24 protein-coding genes and 1 pseudogene are annotated in these 23,259 nt (G+C 67.0%); 18 read left to right on the forward strand and 7 right to left on the reverse strand.

Annotated elements, in window-relative coordinates:
* Positions 1-18 precede the first annotated feature (18 nt).
* A complete protein-coding gene (locus V5F63_RS25100) occupies positions 19-627 on the forward strand; it encodes a sll1863 family stress response protein (protein ID WP_394103173.1) in 609 nt (202 codons plus the stop codon).
* A 79-nt stretch (positions 628-706) separates the two neighbouring features.
* Entirely contained in the window at positions 707-1,507 is an 801-nt protein-coding gene (locus V5F63_RS25105) for a hypothetical protein (protein WP_394103170.1), read from the forward strand.
* Between the two features lie 112 nt (positions 1,508-1,619).
* Here V5F63_RS25105 and V5F63_RS25110 read toward each other — a convergent pair whose 3' ends face one another.
* On the reverse strand, positions 1,620-2,306 hold the full coding sequence (locus tag V5F63_RS25110; protein WP_394103171.1) for a TetR/AcrR family transcriptional regulator: 687 nt from the start codon (positions 2,304-2,306) through the stop codon (positions 1,620-1,622).
* A 175-nt stretch (positions 2,307-2,481) separates the two neighbouring features.
* On the opposite strand from V5F63_RS25110, the gene V5F63_RS25115 reads away from it, so the two are divergent.
* The 4 genes from V5F63_RS25115 (at position 2,482) to V5F63_RS25130 (ending at position 8,215) form a co-directional block, all read left to right on the forward strand.
* Positions 2,482-3,621, forward strand: coding sequence for an efflux RND transporter periplasmic adaptor subunit (locus V5F63_RS25115; RefSeq protein ID WP_348841880.1), 1,140 nt, complete (start codon positions 2,482-2,484; stop codon positions 3,619-3,621).
* 5 nt (positions 3,622-3,626) lie between these two features.
* Positions 3,627-4,691: an efflux RND transporter periplasmic adaptor subunit gene (locus tag V5F63_RS25120; protein ID WP_394103174.1), complete on the forward strand. Its 1,065-nt coding sequence runs from the start codon at positions 3,627-3,629 to the stop codon at positions 4,689-4,691.
* On the forward strand, positions 4,688-7,747 hold the full coding sequence (locus V5F63_RS25125) for an efflux RND transporter permease subunit (RefSeq protein ID WP_394103172.1): 3,060 nt from the start codon (positions 4,688-4,690) through the stop codon (positions 7,745-7,747). Before V5F63_RS25120 ends, V5F63_RS25125 begins: the two co-directional genes overlap by 4 nt.
* Before the next feature lie 357 nt (positions 7,748-8,104).
* Entirely contained in the window at positions 8,105-8,215 is a 111-nt protein-coding gene (locus V5F63_RS25130; protein ID WP_394103175.1) for a transposase, read from the forward strand.
* Positions 8,216-8,545: 330 nt separating this feature from the next.
* On the opposite strand, the gene V5F63_RS25135 is transcribed toward V5F63_RS25130, so the two are convergent.
* Both V5F63_RS25135 and V5F63_RS25140 read right to left on the reverse strand, forming a co-directional pair.
* The gene (locus V5F63_RS25135; RefSeq protein ID WP_348841882.1) at positions 8,546-8,728 is read right to left on the reverse strand and encodes a hypothetical protein; all 183 of its coding nucleotides are present in this window, start codon (positions 8,726-8,728) and stop codon (positions 8,546-8,548) included.
* Entirely contained in the window at positions 8,725-8,964 is a 240-nt protein-coding gene (locus V5F63_RS25140) for a transposase (RefSeq protein WP_394103227.1), read from the reverse strand. Before V5F63_RS25140 ends, V5F63_RS25135 begins: the two co-directional genes overlap by 4 nt.
* Before the next feature lie 109 nt (positions 8,965-9,073).
* Here V5F63_RS25140 and V5F63_RS25145 point away from each other — a divergent pair, with 109 nt between their 5' ends.
* Entirely contained in the window at positions 9,074-9,295 is a 222-nt protein-coding gene (locus V5F63_RS25145; protein WP_157048312.1) for a hypothetical protein, read from the forward strand.
* 67 nt (positions 9,296-9,362) lie between these two features.
* A complete protein-coding gene (locus tag V5F63_RS25150; RefSeq protein WP_509210856.1) occupies positions 9,363-10,418 on the forward strand; it encodes an AI-2E family transporter in 1,056 nt (351 codons plus the stop codon).
* A gap of 48 nt (positions 10,419-10,466) precedes the next feature.
* Here V5F63_RS25150 and V5F63_RS25155 read toward each other — a convergent pair whose 3' ends face one another.
* Positions 10,467-11,474, reverse strand: a complete 1,008-nt coding sequence (locus tag V5F63_RS25155) for an MBL fold metallo-hydrolase (RefSeq protein WP_509210842.1) — start codon at positions 11,472-11,474, stop codon at positions 10,467-10,469.
* A 219-nt stretch (positions 11,475-11,693) separates the two neighbouring features.
* On the opposite strand from V5F63_RS25155, the gene V5F63_RS25160 reads away from it, so the two are divergent.
* From V5F63_RS25160 to V5F63_RS25175, 4 genes and pseudogenes are all read left to right on the forward strand, one after another.
* Positions 11,694-12,920, forward strand: coding sequence for an IS256 family transposase (locus V5F63_RS25160; protein ID WP_509210843.1), 1,227 nt, complete (start codon positions 11,694-11,696; stop codon positions 12,918-12,920).
* A 125-nt stretch (positions 12,921-13,045) separates the two neighbouring features.
* Positions 13,046-13,510, forward strand: coding sequence for a transposase (locus V5F63_RS25165; RefSeq protein ID WP_509210857.1), 465 nt, complete (start codon positions 13,046-13,048; stop codon positions 13,508-13,510).
* A gap of 95 nt (positions 13,511-13,605) precedes the next feature.
* A pseudogene (locus V5F63_RS25170) lies at positions 13,606-13,713 on the forward strand (UCP036055 family protein); the annotation flags it as partial.
* Positions 13,714-13,870: 157 nt separating this feature from the next.
* Positions 13,871-14,200 (forward strand): hypothetical protein, encoded by a 330-nt coding sequence (locus tag V5F63_RS25175; protein WP_394103076.1) that lies wholly within the window; start codon positions 13,871-13,873, stop codon positions 14,198-14,200.
* Positions 14,201-14,621: 421 nt separating this feature from the next.
* Here V5F63_RS25175 and V5F63_RS25180 read toward each other — a convergent pair whose 3' ends face one another.
* A complete protein-coding gene (locus V5F63_RS25180) occupies positions 14,622-15,653 on the reverse strand; it encodes an IS110 family RNA-guided transposase (RefSeq protein WP_394103077.1) in 1,032 nt (343 codons plus the stop codon).
* A 247-nt stretch (positions 15,654-15,900) separates the two neighbouring features.
* On the reverse strand, positions 15,901-16,191 hold the full coding sequence (locus V5F63_RS25185; RefSeq protein ID WP_348841944.1) for a PepSY domain-containing protein: 291 nt from the start codon (positions 16,189-16,191) through the stop codon (positions 15,901-15,903).
* A 134-nt stretch (positions 16,192-16,325) separates the two neighbouring features.
* Between V5F63_RS25185 and V5F63_RS25190 the strand changes: the two genes are divergently transcribed.
* The 6 genes from V5F63_RS25190 (at position 16,326) to V5F63_RS25215 (ending at position 22,549) form a co-directional block, all read left to right on the forward strand.
* A complete protein-coding gene (locus V5F63_RS25190; protein ID WP_394103078.1) occupies positions 16,326-16,997 on the forward strand; it encodes a response regulator transcription factor in 672 nt (223 codons plus the stop codon).
* Positions 16,994-18,340 carry a sensor histidine kinase gene (locus V5F63_RS25195; protein ID WP_394103079.1) on the forward strand — a complete coding sequence of 449 codons (1,347 nt, stop codon included), beginning with the start codon at positions 16,994-16,996 and terminating at the stop codon, positions 18,338-18,340. The genes V5F63_RS25190 and V5F63_RS25195 overlap by 4 nt, the downstream gene beginning before the upstream one ends.
* A 115-nt stretch (positions 18,341-18,455) precedes the next feature.
* Positions 18,456-18,821 (forward strand): hypothetical protein, encoded by a 366-nt coding sequence (locus tag V5F63_RS25200; protein WP_394103080.1) that lies wholly within the window; start codon positions 18,456-18,458, stop codon positions 18,819-18,821.
* Positions 18,822-18,860: 39 nt separating this feature from the next.
* A complete protein-coding gene (locus V5F63_RS25205; protein ID WP_394103081.1) occupies positions 18,861-19,331 on the forward strand; it encodes a DUF2271 domain-containing protein in 471 nt (156 codons plus the stop codon).
* Between the two features lie 22 nt (positions 19,332-19,353).
* On the forward strand, positions 19,354-21,561 hold the full coding sequence (locus V5F63_RS25210; RefSeq protein ID WP_394103082.1) for a PepSY domain-containing protein: 2,208 nt from the start codon (positions 19,354-19,356) through the stop codon (positions 21,559-21,561).
* A complete protein-coding gene (locus V5F63_RS25215; protein ID WP_394103083.1) occupies positions 21,542-22,549 on the forward strand; it encodes an FAD:protein FMN transferase in 1,008 nt (335 codons plus the stop codon). The genes V5F63_RS25210 and V5F63_RS25215 overlap by 20 nt, the downstream gene beginning before the upstream one ends.
* On the opposite strand, the gene V5F63_RS25220 is transcribed toward V5F63_RS25215, so the two are convergent.
* Positions 22,537-23,232, reverse strand: coding sequence for a VIT1/CCC1 transporter family protein (locus tag V5F63_RS25220; protein WP_394103084.1), 696 nt, complete (start codon positions 23,230-23,232; stop codon positions 22,537-22,539). The two genes, V5F63_RS25215 and V5F63_RS25220, sit on opposite strands and share 13 nt — an antisense overlap.
* Positions 23,233-23,259 lie beyond the last annotated feature (27 nt).

A 23,259-nucleotide genomic window follows, 5' to 3' on the forward strand; every position in this document is an offset into this window, starting at 1 on the left:
AACTTAGGGAGTTTGATCATGACAGAGCAATCGTTCGCCCACGAAACCATCGCCTGGGCCAAGCAACGGCTCGACGAAGTCGACGCCATGGTCGCTCAGACCGAGAAAGCCGCCGGCGAGCTTCAGCAGGCAGCCCGCGGCAAGGCCGATCTGGCGCTCTCCCGCCTGCGCGACTCCCAAGCCAAGCTGAAGGAGCAGGTCGCGTCTTTGCAAGCCCAGGCGGACGAAACGAAGAGCGCGGTCTTGACAGCGCAGAAGGCCGTGGAAGAGGAATGGGTGGAAGTGGAGTCCGCCTTCCAGGCCTTCCTCGCCTCCACCGGCGAGCAATCCGATGTGGCCCGCAAGGCCATCTCCGCGCGGGTCGAAGCCCAGCGCAAGTCCTGGGAGCGCGCGCTGAACGGTCTGAAGGCGCAGGCTGAAGCCGCCGTCGAGAAGGCGAGCATCGAATTCGATGCCGCCATGACACGACTCAGCGAAGGAGCAGAGAAGGCCAAGGTGAAGCTCGGCCAGGCACCGAGCGCGGGCGAAGAGACCTGGGAGGCGATCAAGGCTGGCATCGCCGAGACGAAGGCGGTTCACGAAAAGACCGTCAAAAAGATCACCGAAGCACTGGCGAAGCTGTTCTGATCCGCGCGCCCGGCGGCGCGCGGCTTTCGGCGCCCCGTTCCATTTGACGAAAACGTCGACAATATCAGGGAGAAATACGATGCCCTTTCGCGCCTGGAAGATGGGTGCCGCGCTGTTCGGCTGGATCGCGATCCTGCCGGCGGCCACCGCCCACGCAGAAGACCTCGCGACCACCCCTGCTCCTGCGGCCGAGCCAGCACAGGGCGCGGCTCCTGAGGTGAAACCGGCACCCGCTCCGGCGGCCGCCCCCTCCTCCACGACTGTGCCGGCCGATCCGTCCCTGACCCGACAGGCCATCGCCTGGTCGCAGGAGCGGCTTGCCGAACTGGATGCCAGCGTCTTGGTCGTGGAGAAGAATGCCTCCGAGCTCAAGGGCGCCGTGAAGGCGAAGGCGGATGCGGCCGTCAAACAGCTGCAGGAGACGCGCGACGCCTATCGGGCCAAGGCCGAGGCGATGCTCGACAACAGCCGCACGTGGACGGCGGCACAGATCACCGACGCCCGCAAGTCGCTGGACGACAGCTGGAAGACCTTCCAGAAGGAGGTCGATACCTATCTGGATGAGGTCCACGCCGATTTCGACACGCGCAAGGCGGTGCTTCTCGCTCAGGTCGAAGCCCGCCAGAAGGCCTTGGAAAGCACCATCTCCAAGCTCAAGGCCGATGCCGGCAAGCTCGCCCAGGACCAGCGCGCGGCCGTTGACAAGCAGATCGCGGCACTGGAGAAGAAGGTTGAGGAGCTCAAGGCGCGGGCGGCCAGCCTGAAGAAGGCCAGTGCGAGCTCATGGGACAAGGCGAAGCAGGCCTACGAGGATGTGCGCACGCGTGTCGTCGAGACCTATCAATCCATCCGCGACTCCCTTTCCGACGCCATGAAGTGAGCGCTGAATAGATGCATGCCTCCTCGCGCCGGCCCATGATCGGCGCGAGGAGCTTCGCATATGTCAGCGTCGTGCCGCAGCAGCGTGATGTTGACGGCCGATGAGCCTATGCCTATGCCTTGGAGCGCCCGGAGCGGGGCAACTTTGCTGAAAGCCTCTTGGGCTCCGACTCCAGACCGCCCATCGACAGACCATCCATGAGAAGGTCGAACTGGGCATCGATGAACATCTTTACGTCGATCTGATGCCGGTCGTCGAACAGAAGCCACCAGACGTTCAGGAGCAGCGCCGGGCTGAAGATGAGCTCGGGGTATCGGAGCGCCGGCGTGGCGCGAAACTCCCCGGCTTTGATGCCGGCAGCGATCATCTCGCGCAGGCGTTCGAGGAACGGCACCAGGAACTCCCGGTGGTGGCGCTCGACGAGATCGGGAAACCGCGCGCCTTCAGCGATCAGGAACCGCATCACCTCTCGGCCCACGCGCTCCTCGGCGATGAAACGGAACAGAAAGTCGAGCAGAGCGCGCAGCCGGACCCCGAACGGACCTTCGAGCGCGGCAACGAAGCTGGTCACCTCGTCGAAGATGGGCCGCGAGACGTGACGGATCATCTCGTCGAAGACGCGTTCCTTGGTCTCGAAGTAGAAATAGATGGTGCCCTTGGTCACGCCGACGCGTTTCGCCACGTCTTCGAGCCGGGTCGCGGCGTAGCCGTGCTTGGCGAATTCCTCGAATGCCGCCTCAAGGATTTCGCCCGGTCGGTCCGCCTTGCGGCGCATCCGGGCCTTGGTCGGTGCGTTCATGGCTTGTCTACCCATTCGTGAGCGTGCCTGGCCGCATGCAAGCGACGCGACGTTTCGCCGGAAACCAATCTATCTATTGACTTACGAGTTAGTCAATAATATCCACGAAGGCCTAACGTTCGGATCGCCCAGGGACGAGGCGGTTCGGCATGCGCCTTGTTGTGAGCCTGCATCCATGATCGACCCCATTCCCGCCCGCCGCTCCGATCGATGGTCGAGCGCGTGGCCCGTTGCGAGACCCGCAGGGCCGCTGGTATTGATGTTGGTGCTCATGCAAGCCCTGGCGGGCTGCGACCGCGCGGACTCCGTGGCGACGGCGAAGCAGCCTATTCTTGTTCGCGTCCAGACCGTGCAGATGGTCGACAGAACGATCTCGATCGTCCTGACCGGAGACGTGCAGGCCCGAACCCTTGCGCAACTCTCCTTCCGCGTGACCGGGCGGGTGACCGAACGTCTGGTGGACGTGGGCGCGCATGTTGAGGCCGGCGACGTCCTGGCGCGCCTCGCTCCCACGGAACAGCAGGCCGATCTCGCCGCCGCTACCGCGGCGGTCGCAGCAGCCGAATCCCGGCTCAAGGTCGCCACCGCCAATTTCGAGCGGCAGAAGACGCTCCTCGCCAAGGGCTTCACCACGCGTGCGGCCTACGATCAGGCGCAGGAAGCGTTGGGCGGCGCTAAAAGCGCACTCGAGGTGGCCAAGGCGCAGCTCGGCACCGCCAAGGACGCGCTGACCTACACCGAACTGCGGGCAAGCGCGGCCGGCGTCATCACCGTCCGCAATCTCGAAGCAGGACAGGTGGCGCAGGCGGCGCTTTCGGTCTTCACGCTGGCGCAGGACGGGGACAGGGACGCCGTGTTCGATGTGCACGAGACATTCTTCCGGGAAGCGGAGAGCGACAGGATCGCGCTGGCCCTCGTCTCCGATCCTGCGGTGACCGCGACGGGGCACGTGCGGGAAATCTCGCCGACCGTGGATCCCAAGACCGGCACGGTGCACGTGAAGGTGGCCATCGAGAACCCGCCTGCGGCGATGACCCTGGGCAGCCCGGTCACCGGCACCGCGACCTGGAAGCCGGAGCAACGGATCGTTCTGCCATGGAGCGCGCTCGCTGCGGTGGGTGCCACGCCCGCCGTCTGGCGCCTGGACCGGGCCAGCAAGACGGTCTCCCTGAAGACGGTGACCGTCGATGATTACGGAACGGGGACGATCGTGATCTCCCATGGGCTCGCGCCCGGGGATGTGGTCGTTGTCGAAGGCGGCAAGCTGCTGAGCCCCGGCCAGATTGTTACATATGACGCGGAGAGCCGGTCGTGAAAAAGATGCCGCTCCTCCTCATTCTCGTCGCCTGTTCCGCCCTCGCCGGCTGCAACGAAGAGACCTCGCCGGCTAAGCCTCCGCGGCCGGTCTTGTCGACCGTCGTCAGGCCCGTCGCCACCGGGAACGTTGTGACCGTCGGCACCATCGAGCCCCAGTTCAAGACGGAGCTGAGCTTTCGCTCGCTGGGGCGGCTCGTCGCGCGGCCGGTCGGTGTCGGCGACCGGGTGGAGAAGGATCAGGTCGTCGCGGCGATTGATGATGCCGCGCTCAAGCTCGCCGTGCGCTCTGCCGTTGCCGAAGTCGCCAATGCCCAGTCCCAGCTGGCCAACGCCTCCGGTGTGGAGGATCGTCAGCGTACGCTCCTCGAAACCGCATCCACCAGCCGCGCCACGTTCGAGACGTCCGAGCAGGGGCGTGCCGCCGCCCAGGCCTCGATGGCGAAGGCTCAGGCCAATCTCGTCAAGGCCCGCGAGCAGCTCGGCTATGCGCAGCTGAAGGCGGACTTCGCCGGTGTCGTCACGACGGTGGGGGCCGAAGTCGGCCAGGTGGTGGCGCCAGGCGAACGGATCGTCACCGTCGCGCGGCCAGATGTGCGCGAGGCCGTGATCGACGTGGGCGAGGATCTGGTGGGCGAGCTCAGGATCGGAACCCCGTTCATCGTGAGCCTGCGACGCAATGCGTCCGTCACCGCCAACGGCAAGGTCCGGGAGATCGCGCCTCAAGCCGACGCGGCGACCCGCACACGCCGTATCCGTATCGGGCTCGACCAACCGCCGGACAGTTTTCGGCTCGGCACGACGATCACCGCCAAGCCGGCGGTCGTGCGCGCGATCGCCCTCTTCGTGCCGGCGGGCGCCGTCTTCGTTCGCGACGGGAAGACCTTCGTCTGGCGCGTCGAGGCGTCCAGCCAGACGGTCGTCCTGCAGCATGTCCAAGTCGCAGACGTCAGCGACGGGCGCAGACGCGTGATCTCAGGCGTCGAGGCCGGCATGCGAGTGGTCACGGCCGGCATCCACTCTCTTTCCGACGGCCAAAAGGTCCGCATCGAGCAGGAAGCCCAGCCGTGAAGCCGTTCAATCTCTCCGACTGGGCGCTCGATCACCGTTCGCTCGTCTGGTTCTTCATGATCGCCTTCATTCTGGCCGGAGCATTCTCCTACCTGAAGCTGGGACGCGAGGAAGATCCCGCCTTCACCATCAAGACCATGGTGATCCAGGCGCAGTGGCCCGGCGCCTCCGCCAAAGACGTCACGCGTCAGGTCACAGACCGGATCGAGAAGAAGCTTGAGGAACTCGAATCCCTCGACTACACAAAGAGCATCACGGTGCCGGGCCAGACGACGATCTTCGTCAATCTGCGCGCCACCACGAAGGCCCGGGACGTTCCTCCCACCTGGGTCCTGGTGCGCAACATGATCGGGGACATCAAGGGGTCCTTTCCGCAAGGGGTGGTCGGGCCGAACTTCAACGACCGGTTCGGCGACGTCTTCGGCAACATCTACGCCTTCACGAGCGACGGGCTGAGTCAGCGCGAGCTGCGCGACCAGGTCGAGGACGTGCGCGCCAAGGTGCTCACCGTGCCCAGTGTCGGCCGGGTCGAGGTCATCGGGGCGCAGGACGAGGTCATCTATCTGGAGTTCTCCACGCGCAAGCTCGCCGCGCTGGGGCTGGACCAGCGCGCCATCTTGTCCTCATTGCAGGCGCAGAACGCCATCACGCCGTCGGGCGTGCTGCAGGCCGGTCCCGAGCGCGTCAGCGTGCGGGTGAACGGCCAGTTCACCTCTGACGAGAGCCTGAAGGCTATCAATCTGCGGATCAACGACCGGTTCTTCCCGCTCACCGACGTCGCCACCATTACCCGCGGCTATGTTGACCCGCCCATTTCCCTGTTTCGTTTCAACGGTGAGCCAGCCATCGGCCTCGCCATCGGCATGAAGGCCGGCGCCAACCTGCTCGAATTCGGCGAGGCGCTGAAGGCGCAGATGGCGAAGATCGAGGCGGACCTGCCCATCGGCGTCGGCGTGCACCTGGTGTCGGACCAGCCGCAGATCGTGGAGGAGGCGGTGGGCGGCTTCACTCGGGCCCTGTTAGAAGCCGTGATCATCGTGCTCGCCATCAGCTTCGTCAGTCTGGGCATGCGGGCGGGGCTCGTTGTGGCAATCTCGATCCCGCTGGTGCTGGCCATCACCTTCCTGGTAATGGCGAGTTCCGGCATCTCTCTGCAGCGCATCTCGCTCGGCGCGCTCATCATCGCCCTCGGCCTGCTGGTGGACGATGCCATGATCGCCGTGGAGATGATGGTGGCGCGGCTCGAAGCCGGCGATACCCTGCGGAAGGCGGCCACCCACGTCTATACGTCGACGGCTTTCCCCATGTTGACCGGAACGCTGGTGACGGTGGCGGGCTTCATTCCCATCGGGCTCAACAACAGCAATGCCGGCGAGTTCACCTTCACCTTGTTCGTGGTCATCGCGGTGTCGCTGATCGTGTCCTGGGTGGTGGCCGTGCTGTTCACGCCGCTGCTCGGCGTCACCATCCTGCCGGCGACGATGAAGAGCCATCACGACAAAATGGGACGCTTCTCCCGCCTGTTCTCCCGGGTTCTCGACCTTTGCATGCGCCGGCGCTGGATCACCATCGCGGTGACAATCCTGGTGTTCCTCGTCTCCGTCGTCGGCATGGGCTTCGTGCAGCAACAGTTCTTCCCGTCCTCCGACCGCAACGAACTGGTGGTGGACTGGAACCTGCCCCAGAATGCCTCCATCGCCGAGACCAGCGCGCAAATGGCGCGCTTCGAGCAGGAGGCGCTGAAGGATAATCCCGGCCTCGATCACTGGTCGACTTATGTGGGGACCGGCGCGCCGCGCTTCGTCCTCACCTTCGACGTGCAGCCGTCGGATGTCTCGTTCGGGCAGACCGTGATCGTCACCAAGGATCTGGAGGCGCGCGACCGCCTCAAGGCCGAGTTGCAGGACTACCTGAAGGCCACGTTTCCTGGCACCGATGCCTTCGTGCACCTGCTCGACATCGGCCCGCCGGTGGGCCGCCCGGTGCAGTTCCGCGTCAGCGGTCCCGATATCGCGTCCGTCCGCGCCCAAGCGCTCGAACTCGCCGTCGTGGTCCGACGCAACCCGCATCTCGGGAATGTGGTCTTCGACTGGATGGAGCCGGCGCGGGTCATCAAGGTCGACGTGATGCAGGACAAGGCCCGCCAGCTCGGCGTCACCTCCGAAGACATCGCCGCAACCATGAACAGCGTGCTGGACGGAGCTTCGATCACGCAGGTGCGCGACGACATCTATCTGGTCAATGTCATGGCGCGCGCCAATGCGGGGGAACGCCATTCCCTCGAAACCCTGCGCAACCTGCAGCTGACCGGATCGGGCACCCAGCCGGTGCCGCTGGCGGCGGTGGCCACGTTGCGCTACGAGCTGGAGCAGCCGACCATCTGGCGGCGGTCGCGGCTTCCCACCATCACGCTCAAGGCCGGCATTCTGGATGCGACCCAGCCCAACACGGTGGTCGAGCAGTTGAAGCCCGAGATCGCCGCCTTCAATGCGAAGCTGCCGGCCGGCTATCACGTGGCGATCGGCGGTGCCGTCGAGGAGAGCGGCAAGAGCCAGGCCCCGATCCTCGCGGTGATGCCGCTGATGCTGTTCATCATGGCGGCCATCCTGATGCTCCAGCTTCAGAGCTTCCAGCGGCTGGTGATCGTCTTCGCGGTGGCGCCCCTCGCGGTGATCGGTGTCGTCGCCGCGCTCCTGCCGAGCGGCGCACCCCTGGGCTTCGTCGCCATTCTCGGCGTGCTCGCGCTGATCGGCATCCTTATCCGCAATTCCGTGATCCTCATCGTGCAGATCGAGCATCTGCGCGGGGAAGGGTGTCCGCCATGGGAGGCGGTCGTGGAAGCAACCGAGAACCGCATGCGGCCTATCCTGCTGACGGCCGCCGCCGCGAGCCTCGGACTCATCCCCATCGCCGGCGAAGTATTCTGGGGGCCCATGGCCTACGCCATGATGGGCGGGATCATCGTCGGCACGGTGCTCACCCTCCTGTTTCTTCCGGCGCTGTATGTCGCGTGGTTCCAGATCAACGTGCCGCCGAACGCACCCGCACAAGATTGAGCCGAGTCGCCGTCATGCCGGTCGCCGACCAGCCGACTTTGGCAGGATCAGATTGGCGGTCTCCAGAAGAGCCTACGCCAGTTGGGGCGGGTTTCGCAGCGTCAACGGCAAGGTCATCGCCTTGAGGACAGCTCTGCGGACCTGAGGCAGGGTCTGTCGAGGGGGACCCTGCCGCAGGTTTCCACCTAATACCAACGGCCCTCATTTTTGGTAAGCGTCGTCCCGGGCGCACCTTTATAGGTCGGGCGTGAGAGCGCAGTTTGATGATCCTGATTGGAGGATCGTTTTGTGTTTGGGCTTGACCATAGACTTGAGCCGGAGGTTGAGGTCCGGCGCTTCGAGGTGATCAACGGCGCGATGGGGCGTCGGCGCTGGACGGCGGACGACCGGGCATGGATCCTGGAAGAGACTCTCGTTCCCGGCGCCGTGGTCTCGGTGGTTGCTCGCCGCCACGGCTTGACACCCTAACAGCTGTTCACCTGGCGCCGCGAGGCGCGGAGGACGGCGGAGACGGTGCCGGCGTTTGTGCCGGCGGTGGTCGCGCCGGAGGTTGGTCCGGCATCGGAGCCTTCGGCCACACGGTCACGGCCGAAGCGGCGCACTCGGCAACGCCGCGCGGCGGCCATCGAGGTCGACGTCGGCGGGGTCAGGGTGACGATCGAGAGCGGAGCTTCACCGGCCACCATTGAGGCGGTGATCGGCGCGCTGAAGGGTAGATCATGATCGGCCCGAGCGGCGCGGTCCGGGTCATGGTGGCGACGCGGCCGGTGGACTTCCGCAACTATGCGCCGACCATGATTATGCGGAGTCGGCGCGGAAGGAGCACGTAATTGTGCCCGCCTGCACGACCCGGATCAGAGCCTCGACGTCGCCATCGCGATCTACAAGCACCCGCCGCCCGTTAGCCATCACGATCTCGATCCGGCCGCTGCCGTCGGCCATCAGCGGGCGGGTCGCCGCCGCGACCTCCGGCACGATCACAGCCGGAACAAACCCCGCTCTCGAAGCCGGACCAAACCGCCCGGCCCGCGCCGCGTCACGCCACTCGTTAACTGCGTGCGCGTGATCCCGTATTTGCGGGCCGTCGTCGAGCCCAGGCGTCGACCCGAATAGCTCTCCTCGACGATCCGCAGCTTCGCCTCATCGCTGAAGCGCCGCCGGCCGCCGCTCTCAACGATCTCAAGCCGACTGATCGGCGTGTCTGTATAGACGTCCATACAGACGAATTCTCACCACCAAGCCTCAATTCGCAAGACGGCCGCCGTCGGAGGGATACTGCAACGCCATCGCCTGGCTAACTTCCATCTCGGCAGCGAGTTCGGCAACTTGCGCCGCCGTCGCACTGCCGGCCCGACCTTTCAGGAATTCACGGATCGCATCCGTCCGCCGGCACGCTTTGCCATCTCACTGATCTTTGGAACGGTGGTGTCCACCGCGCTCGCCGTGTTCGTCGTCCCGATCCTGTACGATCTCGACGCCCGCCGCCGGACGCGGAACCTCGGAGCCGGCGGCGAAATCCGAGCGGCGGGAGGCGGGACAATGCCCTGATTGCTTGGACATGCCGGGCCGGAACAGGCGAGATAGGGGACCTGCAACCATGGGGCCTGTACCGCTCATGTCGCGGACGAAGATCCAGGAGTTCGCCTTTCTCGCCACCATCGTCCTCGTGACGGTGGCGTTCCTCTGGCTGCTATCGCCCTATTACGGCGCGATCTTGTGGGCGGTCATCCTGGCGATCTTGTTCGATCCGCTCCAACGCGGGCTCGAGAACCGGCTCGGCAGCCGGCGCAACCTCGCGGCGGCACTCAGCGTCCTGGCCTGCGTCTGCGTCGTCGTCATCCCCGGCACACTGATCCTCGCCGCCCTCGCCAACGAAGCCGCCAGCCTCTACACCCGCATCGGCACGCGCGAATTCGATCCAGGCACAATGCTCGCGCAGCTCCAGGGGGTGCTGCCGTCCTTCGTTTGGAGGGCCCTTGCCGCGCTCGATCTCGGCAACATGGCTCAGCTCCAGACCCGGCTGACATCGTTCCTCCTCGAATTCAGCCAGACCCTCGCCAACAGGGCGGTCATCATCGGGCAGAACACGGCCCAGTTCATCATCAGCCTCGGGGTGATGCTTTACCTGCTGTTCTTCCTGTTCCGCGATGGCGTAGCCCTTGCCGCCCGTATCCGCAAAGCCAGCCCCCTCGGCGCGCACGAAACCGACCAGTTGCTCGAGAAGTTCACCTCTGTGGTGAAGGCCACGGTCAAAGGCAATGTCACCATTGCCGCAATCCAGGGCGCCATAGGAGGGGTCACTTTCGGGATGCTGGGGATCCAGGCCGCGCTCTTGTGGGGCGTCCTGATGGCCGTCCTGTCACTTCTGCCCGCTGTGGGCGCCGGACTGGTCTGGGTGCCGGCGGCAGCCTATCTGCTGCTGACCGGCGCCTATCTGAAGGGCGCCATCCTGCTCGCGATCGGCACGCTGGTGATCAGCACGGTGGACAACGTCCTGCGGCCAGCTTTGGTGGGGAAGGGTACCATGCTGCCGGACTACGCCGTGCTCATTTCCACGGTGGGCGGCCTCTCGCTGATCGGCATGAATGGATTTGTCCTCGGCCCGCTGATCGTCGCCCTGTTCGTTGCCGCATGGTCGCTCTTCTCGGATGACAAGATGCAACCCTCATGAGCTGTCGCCGCTTGCCGTGCAAACTGCATGTGTCTGCTCCGAAGTGTCTTAGCGCCGGGCAAACACCCACCTTTGCGCGTCCATCCCGTGCCCCAGTTCCCCGCGGACGACCAGATGACGCAAGTGCGCCAGAGCCTCGCTGAGCCCGAAGCCGGTCTGATCGAGCGGCAGAGGCCGGAACAGGACCTCCAGCGTCTCCATCACCGTGCGCGGCTCGATGCAAAAGTCCATGAGCCGTTCCAGCCGCTCGTCGTGATGCGCCTTGAGCGCGGCGATCCGCCCATGGAGGCCGTAGAACGGGTCGCCGTGGGAAGGCAGGACCAGAGTGCCTTCGGGCAGCGCCTCGAACTGAAGGAGCGATCCCAGGAACGCGCCGAGCGGATCGGCGCATGGGTCCGAAGGGTGCGTCCCAATGTGCGGCGAGATTCGTGCGAGAATCTGGTCCGCCGCGATCAGCAGGTCTCTCTCCGCGCAATAGAGGCAGATCATCTCCGGCGCGTGGCCTTCGCCGATCATCACCCGCCACGCGCTGCCGGCGAGCGTCAGTTCGTCCCCCTCCTTCACCCGCATATAGCGCCGGGGCAGCGGCCCGACCCATTTGGGATAAAGCATGCCCCGGCGTTCCACCAGGTCCAGGAACGGCTGGGGCGCGCCGCACAGCCGGTTGTGGGCCACGAGCTGAGGAATCACCTCCACGGGATCCTCGTTGAGGAGCAGGCGCGCCTGCATCCACTCCAGGCGGCTCATGTGGATGTCGGCGCCGGTGCGGGCATGGAGCCAACCCGCCAGCCCCACATGGTCCGGATGGAAATGGGTCCCGAGGAGCCGCGCCACCGGCCGTCCGCCGAGCAGCGGATCAGCCAGCACCCGCGCGAAAAGCGCCCGCGTCGGGGCGTCGTCAATGCCGGAATCGATGAGGGTCCACCCATCCGATCCGGAAAGCAGCCAGGCGTTGACCTCGCTCGGCGGAAAGGGCAGCGGCACGCGTACGCGCAGCAGGCCGGGCGCAACCTCGCTGAGATCGTCCGAGACGGCTTCATGCAGCCCGGTGGTCATGCTCCCTCCCCATATCGCACGCTTTCCCATTCCCGGACCGAGGCGGCCCATTCACCGGCCGCATGTGAGAGGTCCGTGCGGTCCGCATGGACGGTCGCTTTGCGCAGGCTCTTGCGGTCGGGTCGTGTCTCGGAAGTGGTGGAAATTTGAAGGCGGCGTAATCTCCGGGTGACTTGCAACCACCCAACCGGCGGCTGGAACCGCCAGGGAGATCACGCCATGAACCAGATTACTGACACTTTGAGCTTTGCGCTACTGGCCGGGGAGGCCGGGTTTGACCCGATCGAGGAGCGGCTGCGGGTCAACGTCCGTGCGACCATCGAAGCCGTGTTCGAAGAGGAACTCGCCAGCTTTCTCGGCCGCCTTCGGTACGACCGGGGCGATGGTCCCGCGAAAGGCTATCGCCACGGGCACCGAGAGCGTCAGATCACCGGCACGTTCGGCACCGAGACGGTGCGGGTGCCGCGCGCCCGGATCGAGGGCGACACTGGCAAGGTCACGGAATGGCGGTCGAAGGCGCTGCCCCGTTATCAGCGGCTGACGAAGAAGGCCGAGGCGCTGATCGCGGCGGTCTATCTTGCTGGCACCAACACCCGGCGCGTCAAGCGGGCGCTGTTTGGGCTGTTCGAGGGGGCCGTCAGCAAGGACGTGGTCAGCCGCGCTTGGCGCAAGGTGAAGGTGGACTGGGACGCCTGGTGTGCCCGCAGTCTGGCCGATGAGGACATCGTCCGCCTGATCCTCGACGGCACCGTGATCAAGACCCGGCTGGACCGCAAGGCCACGAACATCTCGGTGTTGGCCGCAATCGGCGTGCGCCGGGATGGGCAGAAGGTGCTGTTATCCATCAGAAACATGGGCGGGGAGAGCACGGCCGCCTGGCGGCAGTTCCTCGACGATCTGGACGCACGCGGCCTGAAGCGGCCCGAATTCGTGATCGTCGACGGTGCCCCGGGGCTGGAGGCCGCGCTGGTGGCGCTCTGGGGCGACGGCCTGTCCATCCAGCGCTGCACGGTTCACAAGCACCGCAACCTCCTGGCCCACGCCCCGAAGCACATGCAGGATGAGCTGACCGAGGATTATCGCGACATGATCTACGCCGAGACCGCGGCCGAGATCGAGAAGAAGCGCAAGGCCTTCCTGCGCAAGTGGCGCCTGAAGTGCCGGGCGGTGGCCGACAGCCTTGAAGAAGCCGGGGCGCGGCTCTTCACCTTCACCCGCCTCGATCCATCGCAATGGAAGTCCGCCCGGACCACAAACGCCATCGAGCGCCTGAACGAGGAATTCCGCCGCCGCATCAAGACCCAAACCGTCCTGCCCTGTGCCGAGACCGTGCCGATGCTACTCTGGGCGCTGCTCGCCTCCGGCCAGATCCAGATGCGAAAGGTTGATGGCTGGGAAACTCTCTCTCAGCCCATCGAACCGATGCCCCTTGACCTCGCCGCCTGAAAAACCGAGCATCCACATGCCCGGAGCGCGCCGCCAGGGAATTTCCACAGCATTCGCGACACGACCAGATCATCCTCGCCCCCGATGTGACGAACCAGGCCAACGACGTTCGCCAACTGGCGCCGATGATCGCCAGGACCCTGGCCATGATGGAAGCGGTGACCGGCGACGAGGTGGCGCTGGGAGTGGGCCTGTTCGACGCGGGCTACTGGTCCGACGAGAACGCGGCCGCGCAGACGGCGGAGTGCGAATACCTGATCGCCACCACCAAAGACTGGAAGCAGCGCAAGGCGATGCGTGATGCTCCGCCTCCACGGGGGCGGTGTCCTGCGGACATGAGCGCCCGTGACCGGATGGAGCGCAAGCTGTTGACCAAACGGGGCCGGGCGCTTTACCGCCTGCGCGGCCAGACCGTGGAACCGGTGTTCGGACAGATGAAGGAGACCCAGGGCGCGGACCGCTTCATGATGCGCGGCGAGCAGGAGACCAAGGGCGAATGGAGCCTGCACTGCTCCGCCCACAACATCAAGAAACTACACTCGGAGTCCGTCCGCCGTGGCCGGAAAGGCGGAAAATGGCTTCGGAATTGAGGCTATTGGGCGGGGAACGCGGCCATCGACAGCGAAAACCAGCCAGGGACCGCTTCATGCCGCCAATCCCGACCTATTCTGCAACGGGCTCCGTGATGCGCACCCATTCCGTCACCAGTGACCTGATCTTCAAGGTGATCGAACGACCTGCCATCGGGATGGTGTACGTGCTCCAGCATCTCGGCGAAAATGTCGAGCTGCTGCACCTCGTCGAGAGCCGCGAGGCCGCCGAACTTTGGCTGGCGAAGAATCCGCACGCCCGTATCTACCGCCACCCCGATCCCCCAGGTCATCGCGCCGATGATCGGCCCTTTCGCCTCTGCCCGGAAGCTCCCGCTCCGCGTCGCCTGCCTTGGCGAAATGGAATATCCGCAGGACAATCCCGTCTACAGGACCTACAGCGTCCCGGACACGCTCAAGCTGGCGGAATGCACCTCGCTTGCCGAGGCCATCGCCTGTGTCGAACAACTGGCATCATTGGAGGATATCCCCACCGCCGACGATGACGCCGTCGGCTTCACGCCCCGCCTCTTTTTCATCCGCGATGGCGAGAGGTGCCTGAGCCTCGCGGGTGAGCCGTGGCATCGCGGTGTCAAATGGTGCGATCCCGTCGCTTCCGACGGCGAGGCCCGGCTTGTCGTCGATGCGGCCAGTAAGCTTCGGGGCGAAGCGTCCATCGAGGCTGGTTAGAACGATTAGAGCACCGCGCACGCTTCACTTCAAGGCCAGCGTGCTCGAGGGCCGGCTCGTTCATGCCGACTGGCGTCAGACGGTCCGAGCCGTGCTGCTTCAGACCGCCTGAGGCGCCCACCAAGCGTTCGTCGATTGCGCCGCGAAACGGACACTCCAAGGGGTAGCCTTCTGTAATGGGCCTTCGTTCGTCAAGTCCCTCCGAACGATATCTCATCGCCAGGATCATGCTTCTGTCCGTGGTCGGCACGAAGACCGCCACACCATGCCATCAGATCCCGAGCCGGCAGGTCAATCTAGGAAGCGTGGTTTGCCGAAGCATTCACAGCACTACACACGACCTTGCCAAGCCCGCGTCCCAGCGACGGGACCTCAGTAGGGGCGGTATTGTTGTCGACCCGCCGCCATCACGTTTCTGTCCTCAAGTCGCCATTGCGGTTGCCCCCCAGCGGAAGTCGGTTGCATCCATCCACATGCGGTGGAGCACAACACCCAGTTTGCGCGCGAGAGCGACCTTGGCGCGCTTCATGCCGCGACGCTGCGCCACTCCGAGCGCCCAGCGCTTCAGGCTGGAAAAACGCGTCGCCCGCGTCAGCATGATGTGCGCTGCCTCGAAGAGCGCGGTTCGCACCATCGCGTCGCCGACTTTGCTGACACCGCCATCCCGGTCGGTCTCGCCGGACTGATATTTCTTTGGTGTCAGCCCGAAATAGGCGCCGACCGTACTGGATTTGCTGAACCGCGTCGGATCATCGACGGCCGAGCGATACGTCAAGGCGACGAGCGCGCCGACCCCGGGCGTGCTCATCAGCCGGTGGCAAATCCTGTCGGCGCGTGCGATCTTCAACATCTGGCGATGCAGCTTCGTGAACTCGCTCCACAACGTCGCTCGTGCGGTCAGCATGGCGCCGATCACCGTCTCCAGCATGACGTGGCCCGCCGCCAATTCCCGGATGCGCGCCTCGAACCGGCCACGGCTGACCTCGCCAACCTTTAGCCCGTAGCCGCGCAGGATACCGCGGATGCTGAGCTCGACGTCGAGCAGCTTGCCCTGCAGCAACTTGCGGCCAACGAGTAGCGCACGGGTATCCTGGGCGTCGATCGACTTCGCATGAACCGGCCGATACCAGCCCATCCGCAGCAGCTGCGCGATCCCGCGCGCGTCCTTCCGGTCGGTCTTCACCGTCATCGCCGACAGCGCCGCCTTCACATGGCGCGTCTCCAGCAACACCACCTCGAAGCTGGCGACGACAAGCCCGGCGCGGAGCCATTGCGATAAGGGCCCCGCCTCAAGCCCAATGCAACTCACGGGAAAGCCCAGCCCGCCAAAAAACCGAACAAGCACCTCTGGCTCGCTGGCAACCTTGACCTCTCGGACGACCTTACCCTTGGCATCCACCACACACACGCTGCTCTCTTTCAGCGAAACATCGATCCCTGCATAATAGTTCATGGCTGTTCCTCTCATGAGGCTTGGGGCCGATCCCTCGGACCCCGTTCCAACACCATCATTCTGAGGGACAGCCACCCAAAATGGCTACTCGCAAGACGCCGGCCCATTACGGCATCTAGGGGTCAGCAACGCTCAAACAGCGTTTGCGACCACAGGAGGAGACTCAATGATTTCGCGGCCCTATGGGAGTAGCGAGCATCGCTTCCTGCCCTCTTCGATCTGCAGCGCTCGAATCCCTGCGGCCCGATCAATCGTCCTCATCCCGGCCGGGGACCCGCTCAAGACGTGCGGGGTCGAATTTCGCCTTCAGGCGCGCGCCCTGCGCGTTGGTGGCGCGGACCTTGTAGCAACCGTCGTCCGAGCGGATGGAGAGCACCGTCCAGCCTTCGGCCTCCAGCTTCTTCTGCAGCGCCTCGCGCGGCTGCCAGTCGGCGAGCGGCACGTTGCAGTCGCGATCCGCCGCGGCCGGCGTCGCGGCAAGGCTGGCCGCCAAGAGGCTGGCGTAGAAAAGCTGAAATGCGAACCCTGGGCGTCTCACAGCGCATCCTCCTTCCGCCCCGGCGCCCATGAACAGCACGCCAAGCTGACGCCCAGCTGAACGCCCGGACGCATTCCCTCGCCCCTTCCACCTCCGGCCGCGCTAGATTGCCATGCGGCGCGCCGAGGTGACAGATGCGTATCTTGCTGATCGAAGACGATCCCGTCCTGGGCGTGGCCGTGCGCGACCAGATCGTCGCGGACGGGCACGGCACCGACTGGGTGACGCGCCTCGCCGATGCCGCCGACGCCGTCCATGTCGCGGCCTTCGACCTGATCCTCCTCGACCTGATGCTCCCCGACGGGCGCGGCTCCGATTTCCTCAGGACTCTGCGCAGCGCGGGCGCAGCGACGCCGGTCATGGTGCTCACGGCGCGCGACCAGATTTCCGACCGCATCGCCGCCCTCGATGCCGGCGCCGACGACTATCTGGTGAAGCCCTTCGACCTGTGCGAGCTGTCGGCGCGCATCCGCGCGGTGGGCCGGCGCTATGCGGGCAATCCCAACCCGCTGGTCACGCTCGGCAATATCGAGGTGGACCTCGCCGCCCGCTCGGTGCGGCGCGCCGGGCAGGCGGTCGCCCTCACGGCGCGGGAATGGGCGCTGTTCGAGGCCTTCGTCCAGCGGCCGCACCAGCTCATGTCCAAGCCGCAACTGGAGGAGCGGCTTTATTCCTTCGATGCGGAGGTGGAGAGCAACGCCATCGAGGTCTATGTGGCCCGTCTGCGCAAGAAGCTCGGCGCCGACGTGATCGAGACCGTACGCGGCATGGGCTATCGCCTCGGCACACCCGGAGGCGGTGCATGAGCGGGCCGCGGCGGTGGAGCCTGAGCCGGCGCCTCGGCCTGTGGCTCGCCTTGTCGGTCGCGGCTCTGTGGCTTGCCGCGGCCACCGTGGCGGGGCTGGTGCTGCGGCAAGAGATCGACGAGGTGTTCGACAGCGCTCTGCAGGAGGTGGCCCAGAGGGTGCTGCCGCTCGCTTATTCTGAACTGCTCTCCCGCGAGGACGGCGCCGGCGCCCAACACATGGCGCCGGTTGGCCCGCACCGGGAATACATTACCTATGTGGTGCGCGATGCCGAAGGCCGCGTGCTGCTCCAATCCAGCGATGCGGAGCAGATGGCGATCCCCGCGGGCCTCGCCCCCGGCTTTCACACCACGGCGCGCCTGCGCACCTATACCGAAGCCGCGGTCCGGGGCACCATCGTCGTCACGGCAGCCGAGGAGCTCAGCCATCGCGCCGCCGCGGTGCAGCGGGCGGTGATGGCGCTGATCTGGCCGCTCATCGCCCTCGTGCCCATCGCGCTCGCCGGTGTCTGGCTCACGCTCCGCCTCACTCTCAAGCCGGTGCTCGCCTTTCGCTATGCCATCGCGGAACGCGGGCGCGGCAACCTTGCGCCGGTGCCAGAGCAGGGACTGCCCGAGGAGATGGCGCCGGTCGCCGGCGCGGTGAACGCGCTGCTGGAACGGCTGCGTGGCGCGCTAGAGGCGGAGCGCGGCTTTGCCGCCAACAGCGCCCATGAGCTGCGCACGCCCATCGCGGCCGCCCTGGCCCAGACCCAGCGCCTCATGGCCGAGCTGCCCGAGGGACCGGAGCAGGAGCGGGCGCGGACGATTGCGGGCGCGCTGCGGCGTCTCTCGCGCGTGTCCGAGAAATTGTTGCAGCTCGCCAAGGCGGAAGGCGCCGGCCTCCTCGCCGAGGCGCCGGCCCCGCTCGCCCCGGTGCTGCGCCATGTGATTGCGGACCTCGACCGCCAGGCGACACGCGCGCGTGACCTCATCGTGACCATCGCGGCGGACGGCGGCCTCGTCAGCGATCTCGACCCCGACGCCTTCGCCGTGCTCGCGCGCAACCTCATCGAGAACGCGCTGAAACACGGCACGCCGGACACCCCCATTCATGTCTGCCTCGCCGCAGACCGGCTCGAAGTCTCCAACCACGGTCCCGTGGTGCCCGCCGACCGCCTCGCCCTGCTGCTGCGCCCGTTCGAGCGAGGGCCGACCGGGGCGGACGGCTCCGGCCTCGGGCTCGCCATCGCCGCCGCCATCTGCCGCGGCGCGGGGCTCACTCTGGAGATCGCCTCGCCGATCCCGGGCGGTGCGGATGGCTTCAGCGCCGTGGTGCGCTTTCCTGGGCAAGCGCGATCCTGACGGGAAGCTGAACGCGATCCCGCCCCTCCTTCAGGGAGCTGTCAGGTTCGGGCGCGAGTGTGCCTCCGTCATCCCTTCCCTGATGACTTGCCTGATACCTTGCCGGGAGGCTCCCATGAAGACGCGCACCCTGATCGGAACGGCCCTTCTCCTGTCCACCGCCGGCCTCGGCGTGGCGCTCGCCGCCACGCAGATCGATCATCTCGACCTGCCGTTCCACATCCGCGACGACGCCGCCCGCGCCGACACCCGGCCCCTCCGGCTCGCAGACAACGATCGTCAGCACGAGCGCGGGGATCGCCATCACGGCCGCCACGACGATGATGATGATGATGATGATGATGACGACGACGACGATGACGGCCGTTCGGGCGGTCGCCCCGGCGCGGTTCCGCAGAACGGCCCGGCCGATCCCGCAGCGCCCGTCCCGGACAACGGCCTGTTCCAGGGCAAGGCCCGGCCCAAGGTCGAGGTGCAGTGACCTCCGGCCGCCCCCGCGCACCTTCAAAGGAATAATCAGATGAAATTCGTTCTTCCCGCCGTGGCCGCCACCGCCACCCTGCTCTCGCCGGTGCTGGCCGAGGCGCGGCAGGTCACCTTCGAGACCACCCTGAAGCCTTATGGCGGCAACGGCGCCTATCTGGTGCTCTACGTCACCGATGCCGCCGGTGCCTACAAGGGCACGCTCTGGATGGCCGGGGGCAAGGCAAAATACTACCGCCATCTCTCCGACTGGCAGCGCGCCTCCGGCGGACGCCCCGCCGAGATCGACGGCATCACCGGCGCCAGCGTCGGCTCCGGCAAGACGCTCAAGATCACCCTCGATCTCGCCGACGCCATGATCGATGCCGGCTACCAGGTCCATGTGGACACTGCGGTGGAGGATGGGATGGACAATCCCTCCGAGGTGGTCGCCCCGCTCGCCGCAAGCGCATCCGGCAAGCCCCTCGCCGGCAAGGGCTATATGAAATCCTTCACCGTCACCTTCTGATCCCCCTTCGGACATCCCCAAAATGCTTCGCCGCCTCCATGGCCTGCCCGGCATCGCGCTGGCGCTGGCCCTTGCCGTCACCGCCCTCACCGGCGCGGTCCTTTCCGTGCAGCCGGCGCTCGATCGCGCCGCCGCGCCGGCGATCCCGGCGGCGGCGAGTGTCGCGGACCTCGCCGCGCAGGTCGCCGCGCGCCATCCCGGCGTCAGCGCCATCCGGCTGCGGGCGGACGGCAGCCTCACCGCGGCCTTCGACGATGGCGACACGCGCGGCGTGGAGCGCATCGACCCCGCCACCGGCGCCGGGCTCGGACCTTACGCGGTGTCCGAAACGACCCGCTTCTTCACCAATCTCCACCGCTCCTTCCTCGCGGGCGATGCGGGCCGCGTGGCGGCGGCCATCGGCGCGCTGGCCATGCTGGGCGTCTCCGTCTCCGGCCTCATGCTGCTCGCCCGCCGGCTGGGCGGCGCGGGGGCGTTGCTGCGGCCCATCCGCGGCACCCCGGCGCAACGCTGGCATGGGGAGCTGGGACGGCTGGCGGCCGTGGGCCTGATCATGTCTTCGCTGACCGGACTGTGGATGTGGGCCGGCACATTCGGCCTTCTGCCCGAAACGACGGGCGCGAACTCCGCCGTCGCCGCCAGCGGCGGCGCGCCGGCTCCCGTCGGCACGCTCACCGGCCTGAGGGCCGTAAAGCTCAAGGATCTGCGCGAGCTCTCCTTCCCCGATCCCGCCGGCCCGGCCGATGTCTTCACCCTCGTCACCGCCGACGGCGAGCGGCTGGTGGATGCCGCCACCGGCGCCACGCTTGCCATGACCCCGGCGACGGCGCTGGAGCGGATGAACGACCTCGTGCGCATGCTGCACACCGGGCGCGGCGCCTGGGTTCTCGGCCTCCTGCTCGGCCTTGCCTCGGCTGCGGTTCCGGTGCTGGCCGCGACCGGCTTCGCCCTGTGGCTGCGGCGGCGGGCGGCACGGCCGCGCATCTCCGCCAATGTGCCAGTGCGGAGGGCCGATACGGTGATCCTCGTGGGCAGCGAGGGCAATTCCACCTGGGGCTTCGCGGGCACGCTGCACACGGCCCTCGTCGCCGCCGGCCACAAGGTCCACACCGCCGCCATGAACGACGTGACCGCGGCCCATCTTTCCGCCCCGCGCGTGCTGGTGCTCGCCGCCACCTATGGCGAGGGCACTGCGCCCCAATCGGCCAAGCACTTCCTGTCCCGCCTCGCGGGCCTGCCGGGGCAACCGGCGGTGGCGGTGCTGGGCTTCGGCGATCGCAGCTTCCCGCATTTCTGCCGGTTCGCGCGCGATGTCGCCGATGCGTTGGACGCGCGCGGCTGCCCGCAGCTCCTGCCCATGAAGAGGGTGGATCGCCGCTCGCCCCAGGAATTCGCCCAGTGGGGCCACGATCTGGGGGACGTGCTGGGGCACGACCTCGTGCTCACCCATGTGGCGGAGCCGCCGAAGACCACCCGGCTGGTGCTCGCAGGGCGCGAGCTTTACGGCGAGGCGGTGGGCGCGCCGGTGGCGATCCTGCGCTTTGAGGCGCCCGTTGACCCGCGCACCGGCGCGCCCGGCCCCCTGCCCGCCTTCGAGGCCGGCGACCTCGTGGGCATCGTGCCGCCGGTGCAAGGGGTGCCCGGAGATGCCATGCCGCGCTTCTATTCGCTGGCCTCCTCTACCCGCGACGGCGTGCTGGAAATCTGCGTGCGGCTGCGCGCGGGTGGCCTGTGCTCCACCTTCCTGCACGGGCTGCGGCCCGGCGAGGGCATCGATGTCTTCATCCGCGAGAATCCGGCCTTCCGTCCGGCCAAGGGACGCGGCCCGCTCATTCTCATCGGCGCGGGGGCCGGCATCGGGCCGCTGGCCGGCTTCGTGCGGGCCAATGCGGCGGGCCGGCCGGTGCATCTCTATTGGGGCGGCCGGAGCGCGGCGTCCGACTTTCTCTATGAGCACGAGCTGGCCCAGCACCTCGCCGAGCGGCGGCTGACGACGCTGCGCACCGCCTTCTCGCGGGATGCGGACGAGAGCGCCTATGTGCAGGACCGCATCGCCGCCGACGCCCCGCGCCTGCGGGAACTGGTGAAGCAGGGCGCGCAGATCCTCGTCTGCGGCGGCCGCGAGATGGCCGAGGCCGTGACCCGCGCGCTGGAGCCCGTGGTGCGCCCGCTGGGCCTCGACCTTCCCACCCTCAAATCGAGCGGACGCTATGTCGAAGATGTCTATTGATGCGGGTTGGGGGGCTACGGCGCTCCGGCGCCGCGCCCTGAGCGGGCCGGCCATGGGCGCGCGCTGGTCCGCCACCTTCTTCGCCGCCGACGATGTGGACGAAGTGGCGCTCACCTGCCGCCTCCAGGGCGCGGTGGAGAAAGTGGAACAGCAGATGTCCACCTTCCGGCCCGACTCCGATCTGGAACGGCTGAACGCCGCGCCCATCGGGGCGTGGATGCCCATCCCCCACGAGCTGATGCACGTCCTCTCGACAGCGATCGAGATCGGCCGTCTCTCCGGCGGGGCGTTCGACGTCGGAGTCGGCGATCTGGTCAGGGCATGGGGCTTCGGCGCATCGCCGGGGCCCGATGGCGGACGCATCGCGGCGCTTGCCGGCCGGCCCTCCTTCGAGCCGCCCAAGACCTTGCAGCTCGATCCGGCCGGCTGTCGCGCCCGCCGGCTGGCGCCGCTCAGGCTCGATCTGGCCGGCATCGCCAAGGGCTTCGGCGTGGATGAACTGGCGCGCGAGATGCGCGCGGCCGGCCTCTCCTCCTTTCTGGTGGGCATCGATGGCGAGATGCGCGCCGAAGGCCTGAAGCCGGATGGGCGTCCGTGGACGGTGGCCCATGAGCGGCCCTCCGCCGACGAGCGGGACATCCTCGGCGTGCTGGAACTCTCCGGCGCCGCCGTCGCCACCTCGGGCAATTATCGCCATCGGGTGGAAGTGGCCGGCCGCGTCCTCTCCCACACCATGGACCCGACGCGGGGGGCGCCGCTGGAAAACGACCTTTGCGCCGTCACCGTGCTCGGCGAGACCTGCATGGCAGCGGACGCCTGGGCGACCGCTTTGCTGGTGCGCGGAGCCGGCGAGGGACAGGCCCTCGCCCGCCGCCTGGGCCTTGCGGCGCTGTTCGTGCGCGCGGATGGCGCGGTGGAGGCGACGTGGTCTCTGGCTCCGCCACCCGAGATGGCGACAGCCCCGATGGGAGACCCCTACACGGCGTGACCGACCAGCGTTCCGATGGCTGCGGTCGCCGCCATGGCGATCGCACCCCAGAACGTCACGCGGACGGTGGGCTTCCAGATGTCCGCACCACCCGCACGCGCGCCCAGCGCGCCCAGCGCCGCGAGGCAGACCAGCGACCCGCCGGAGACGATCGGCGCGATCAAAGCGGTGGGCGCCAGCAGGGAAATGACGAGCGGGATCGCAGCCCCGAGCGCGAACGTCACCGCCGATGTCAGCGCGGCCTGGATGGGGCGCGCGACCACATGCTCGGCGAGCCCCAGCTCATCCCGCGCATGGGTGGTGAAAGCGTCCTTTGCCGTCATCTGCTCGGCCACCTGACGCGCCAGCGCCGGCTCGACCCCGCGTCGCACGTAGATTTGCGTGAGCTCGGTGAGCTCGCTCTCCGGCTGCTCGGCGAGCTCGCGCTGCTCCTTGCGCAGATCGGCGTTCTCGGTATCGGCCTGCGAGCTCACCGAAACGTATTCGCCCGCCGCCATCGACATGGCGCCGGCCACAAGGCTCGCGACACCCGCGACCAGGATCTCCGACGCATTGGTCGATGCCGCCGCGACGCCCACCATGAGGCTTGCCGTCGAAATGATGCCGTCGTTGGCGCCAAGGACGGCGGCGCGCAGCCAGCCGATGCGCTCGATCAGATGGTTTTCGCGGTGAGGAGGTTTCATGGTGATACCTGCTGGGAGGACCTACGG

This window comes from Xanthobacter wiegelii (assembly GCF_043193855.2).
In the GTDB taxonomy this organism is placed as follows: domain Bacteria; phylum Pseudomonadota; class Alphaproteobacteria; order Rhizobiales; family Xanthobacteraceae; genus Xanthobacter; species Xanthobacter flavus_A.